A 4,047-nucleotide genomic window follows, 5' to 3' on the forward strand; every position below is an offset into this window, starting at 1 on the left:
TGCTCAGCCGAAGGCCGCCCGCATGTACCGCAGTTACCAGTCCGAGTGATCAAGTACGAGGACTCGTTCGGGCCCTGAGGTTAAAGATCAAGCTAAGGGCTGTCCCGCAAACGCGGCCATGCTCTGACCTGAGGCCGGCTGGATAGGGTCAGGAGCACAGCCGGCGGAAGAGGACCGTTCGATGGCGACGTACGACCAGCTGACCGAGTGGGCCGGTCTGGGGCATGTCACGCGTGCCGGACGGGACGTGGTGGCCGGCTGGCGGATCCCGGACTCCCCGAAGGCGCAGCTTGCCGAGGTGGGCATCCCGGTAGCTCCGCGACTGATCGAGCGAGTTGTGATGCAGAGCGAGGCTGAGCCGACCCTGATGCCGGACGGGGAGGCATGGTTCGCCAACTCGAGTGTCGGCGTGTGGCTCGACGTCCTTCACCACTACGGCAGCCGGGTCACAGCCTCTGAGCTTCTCAGCGAGCCTGACGGTCCCGAGGAGTACTTCTCTGAGGAGGAGGAAGAGCGGGCTTTCGCCGAGCTGCACCGGCTGGCCGAGGAGCTGAAGGAGATCGACCCGGCGGCCTTCAGCGGCGACGAGGGGTTTCTCTGGCCAGGGCTCCTGGACCGCTGGCTCTACTGACCTCGGCCGGCAGGTCCAGGGCCCGTAGGTCTGGACCGTGCAGGGAGGCCAGGCCCGTGGCTGAGATGATCTCCATGTGGGGGCTGTGATCACGGCGTCGGAGCCGTCATGGATAGCACCGTACTCCGGGCTGAGCCCGAAGCAGTTCGGGAAACTGATCACCATGCTGCGGCGCCAAGGCCCGCCCCTCGTTCGCAGGGGCCGTCCGTGGAGTCTGCCGCTGGAAGACCGGGTGTTGCTGGTTGCCGCGTAGTGGCGAACGAACTTGACCTTGCGGCAGCTGGCTCCCTTGTTCGGGATCTCGAAGTCGGCCGCGGGCCGGATCGTGAGCCAGCTCGGGCCCCTGCTCGCGTTGCGGCTGCGGAGCCGTTTCCGTAGAGACACGGTGCTGATCGTGGACGGCACCCTGGTGCCGACACGGGACCACAGTGTGGCGGAGCAGTCCAAGAACTACCGCTACTCCACCAACCATCAGGTCGTCATCGATGCCGACTCACGCCTTGTCGTCTCCGTCGGACGACCCGTGCCCGGCAACCGCAACGACTGCAAGGCGTGGGAACTGTCCGGAGCCAAGAGCTCGGTCGGCAACACCACCGTGATCGCCGACGGCGGCTACCGCGGCACCGGTCTCATCATCCCGCACCGCCGAGAACCCGGCCAGAGCGAGCTGCCGGGCGGATCGAGCCGGACCGCGACGGCGAGATGTCGTGCCTTCTGCACGAGGCCGCAGCCCTCATCACCGAGAACGCCGGCCTGCAGACCTACTACGCCACCCGTGCTCTTGACCCGCAGGGAGAAGCCGCATGAAGCCGTTCCGTCTGGACAACGCGCTACCCGTTGACACGACGATCCCCGAGCCCTCGTTGGTATGCCTGATCGGCGCGGCCGGTTCGGGCAAGTCAACGTGGGCGGGCACCTGGCCCGCCACGCAGGTCCTGGAGCTCGACAGGTTCCGGGCCGTGATCAGTGACGACATCCCTGTCAAGTCAGCGTGTTGAGGTCGACCCCATCTCAGTAGCAGCACCCACCCTGAGCGCCGTGCCACGCGGGTACCTGACCGGCCGACCGCCCGCGACTGCCACCCTTTCGACGGCAGGGAGCCGTCGGCTGTCGGATTCCGCGCTGTCCCGTTCGTCGTAGGGGAAAGAAGCTCGAATCATTGCGACAAAAGGAGATCCGGGATGGGGCGGGAAGCCGAGGTGCTGCTTGGGCGCCTGGCGGGACAGCGCGGGCATGTGCTGGGGATCTTGGAAGGGCTGACGGAGGAGCAGTTGCGCGGCCCGGTGCTGCCGTCGGGCTGGAACTGCTTGTCGCTGGTCAGACATCTGACGCTGTCCGACGAGCGGTACTGGTTCCGCTGCGTGGTGGGCGGCGAGCCGCGGGACATCCTGCCGACCGAGAAGGGCGGCGACTGGCGGGGCGGCGCGGACGAGAACGCCGAGGACGTCTTCGCCCACTACCGCGAGGAGATCCGACGTGCCGACGCCATCCTCGCGGCGACGGACCTGGACGCGCCGCCCATGCAGCCGGACCCCGTCTGGGCCGGCTGGGGGATGGACTTCCCCGATGTGCGGTCCGTCGTGGCGCACGTCCTCGTCGAGACGTCCGTGCACGCCGGGCACCTCGACGCGGCGCGTGAGTTGCTGGACGGCCGGCAGTGGGTGGTGCAGTGAAGCGGAGACCTGGGAAATTCGCCCGGTGCAGTGTCGGATCCGAGGCCGGCCCGTTCGTCGTATGGTCGTCCACACTGTTGAGCAGGGAGGAACCCCACGCATGAGGTACATGATGTTCGTCGTCGCCGATCCGGACGCCGAGGCCGAGGCCGAGCCCGGCGAGGTGACGATCGAGGAGTGGGTGGCCGACGTCGACGGCCGCGGCAAGCGGATCATCGGGGAGCGGCTGCGCCCGCTCAGCGATGCCACGACGGTACGAGTCAGCCGCGGCCAAGTACTGGTCACTGACGGCCCGTTCACCGAGTCCAAGGAGTGGATCTGCGGCTTCGACATCCTGGAGTGCGAGGATCTGGACGAGGCCATCGCGATAGCGGCGCGGCACCCGATGGCCAGTGGCGGCAAGCTCGAACTGCGCCCGTTCTGGCCGGGCGAGCACGCGTGACGGCGGCGGCCGCGGCGTCTTCGGCCGCGGCCGCGGCCGTCGCCGGGGAGCGAGCCGGCATGGTCGCGACACTCATCCGCTTGACGGGCGACTGGGAGCTGGCTGAGGACTGTGTGCAGGACGCGGTGGAGAAGGCGCTGCTGCACTGGCCCGAGGCCGGTCTGCCGCGCTCTCCCGCGGCCTGGCTGATCGCTACGGCCCGCAACCGGGCGCTCGACGTGCTGCGCCGCCGCCGCACGGAGCAGGCCAAACTGGCTGAACGGGCGCTGCTGGACGAGGCGGAGCAGATCGATGCGGACCGCGACGACCGGCTGAGCCTGATCTTCGCCTGCTGTCATCCGGCGCTGCCGCTTGACGGCCGGGTGGCGCTGACCTTGAAGACCGTGGCCGGGCTCACCACCGCGCAGATCGCCGACGCCTTCCTGGTCTCCGAGAGCGCCATGTCCCAGCGGCTGCTGCGTACCAAGCGCAAGATCAGCCACGCCGCGATCCCGTACCGGGTGCCGACGGACGAGCTACTGGCCGAGCGCACCGACGGGGTGCTCGCCGTCCTCTACCTCGTCTTCAATGCCGGCTACGGACAGCTCGAAGGCCGCCTTGCGGACGAGGCGCTGCGCCTTGCGCGGATGCTGGTCGACCTGATGCCGTCCGCCGACGAGGCACGCGGCCTGCTGGCCCTGATCATGTTCCAGCAGGCCCGCCGCGCCACCCGGTTCGACGCCGCAGGTGATCTGGTGCCCATGGAGGAGCAGGACCGGTCCCTCTGGAATCCGGTGCTGACCGCCGAGGCACACCGCGAACTGCGCCGCGCGACACACTCCAGCCGTCCGCCGGGCCCCTACCGGCTGCAGGCACGGATCGCAGCCTGCCACGCGTCCGCGCCGTCCGCGCAGGCGACGCCCTGGCATGCGATCGTCCCGCTGTACGACGCGCTGCTTGCCGCCCAGCCCTCCCCCGTGGCCGCGCTCAATCGGGCAGTGGCGGTGGGCTTCCGCGACGGCTTCACGGTCGGGCTCGACGCGCTCGATGCGCTGGACGCCGACGTGTTGGCCAGCTACCACCTGCTTCCGGCGGCCCGCGCGGACTTTCTGCGCCGCGTCGGCCGCACCGAGGAGGCCAGGGCCGCGTACGAGGATGCGCTGCAGCTGGTGGCCGATGACGGATCCGAGGCCCGCTTCCTACACCGACGGCTCGCCTCGCTGACGACTAACTTGATCTTTAACCTCAGGGCCCGAACGAGTCCTCGTACTTGATCACTCGGACTGGTAACTGCGGTACATGCGGGCGGCCTTCGGCTGAGC

At 68.8% G+C, this 4,047-nt stretch carries 4 protein-coding genes and 1 pseudogene; all 5 read left to right on the forward strand.

What is annotated here, in order from left to right; all coding sequences use genetic code 11:
* Window positions 1-181 precede the first annotated feature (181 nt).
* The 5 genes and pseudogenes from ACIQMX_RS42335 to ACIQMX_RS42355 all read left to right on the forward strand — a co-directional run bounded on the left by ACIQMX_RS42335 (window position 182) and on the right by ACIQMX_RS42355 (window position 3,999).
* Window positions 182-631, forward strand: a complete 450-nt coding sequence (locus tag ACIQMX_RS42335) for an SUKH-4 family immunity protein (RefSeq protein ID WP_363069947.1) — start codon at window positions 182-184, stop codon at window positions 629-631.
* 76 nt (window positions 632-707) lie between these two features.
* Window positions 708-1,304 (forward strand): annotated as a pseudogene (locus ACIQMX_RS42340) (transposase family protein); the annotation flags it as partial.
* Window positions 1,305-1,812: 508 nt separating this feature from the next.
* The gene (locus tag ACIQMX_RS42345) at window positions 1,813-2,304 is read left to right on the forward strand and encodes a DinB family protein (RefSeq protein WP_402487037.1); all 492 of its coding nucleotides are present in this window, start codon (window positions 1,813-1,815) and stop codon (window positions 2,302-2,304) included.
* A gap of 100 nt (window positions 2,305-2,404) precedes the next feature.
* A complete protein-coding gene (locus ACIQMX_RS42350) occupies window positions 2,405-2,746 on the forward strand; it encodes a YciI family protein (RefSeq protein WP_402487039.1) in 342 nt (113 codons plus the stop codon).
* Window positions 2,747-2,805: 59 nt separating this feature from the next.
* Window positions 2,806-3,999: an RNA polymerase sigma factor gene (locus ACIQMX_RS42355; RefSeq protein ID WP_402487042.1), complete on the forward strand. Its 1,194-nt coding sequence runs from the start codon at window positions 2,806-2,808 to the stop codon at window positions 3,997-3,999.
* The last annotated feature ends 48 nt before the right edge of the window (window positions 4,000-4,047 follow it).

Origin of the sequence: Streptomyces sp. NPDC091416, assembly GCF_044756845.1 — a bacterium.
In the GTDB taxonomy this organism is placed as follows: Bacteria; Actinomycetota; Actinomycetes; order Streptomycetales; family Streptomycetaceae; genus Streptomyces.

What these genes read in the sequence shown, in the direction of transcription:
- ACIQMX_RS42335 (WP_363069947.1), top strand. Translation starts at nt 182, where the DNA reads ATGGCGACGTACGACCAGCTGACCGAGTGGGCCGGTCTGGGGCATGTC.
- ACIQMX_RS42345 (WP_402487037.1), top strand. Translation starts at nt 1,813, where the DNA reads ATGGGGCGGGAAGCCGAGGTGCTGCTTGGGCGCCTGGCGGGACAGCGC.
- ACIQMX_RS42350 (WP_402487039.1), top strand. Translation starts at nt 2,405, where the DNA reads ATGAGGTACATGATGTTCGTCGTCGCCGATCCGGACGCCGAGGCCGAG.
- ACIQMX_RS42355 (WP_402487042.1), top strand. Translation starts at nt 2,806, where the DNA reads ATGGTCGCGACACTCATCCGCTTGACGGGCGACTGGGAGCTGGCTGAG.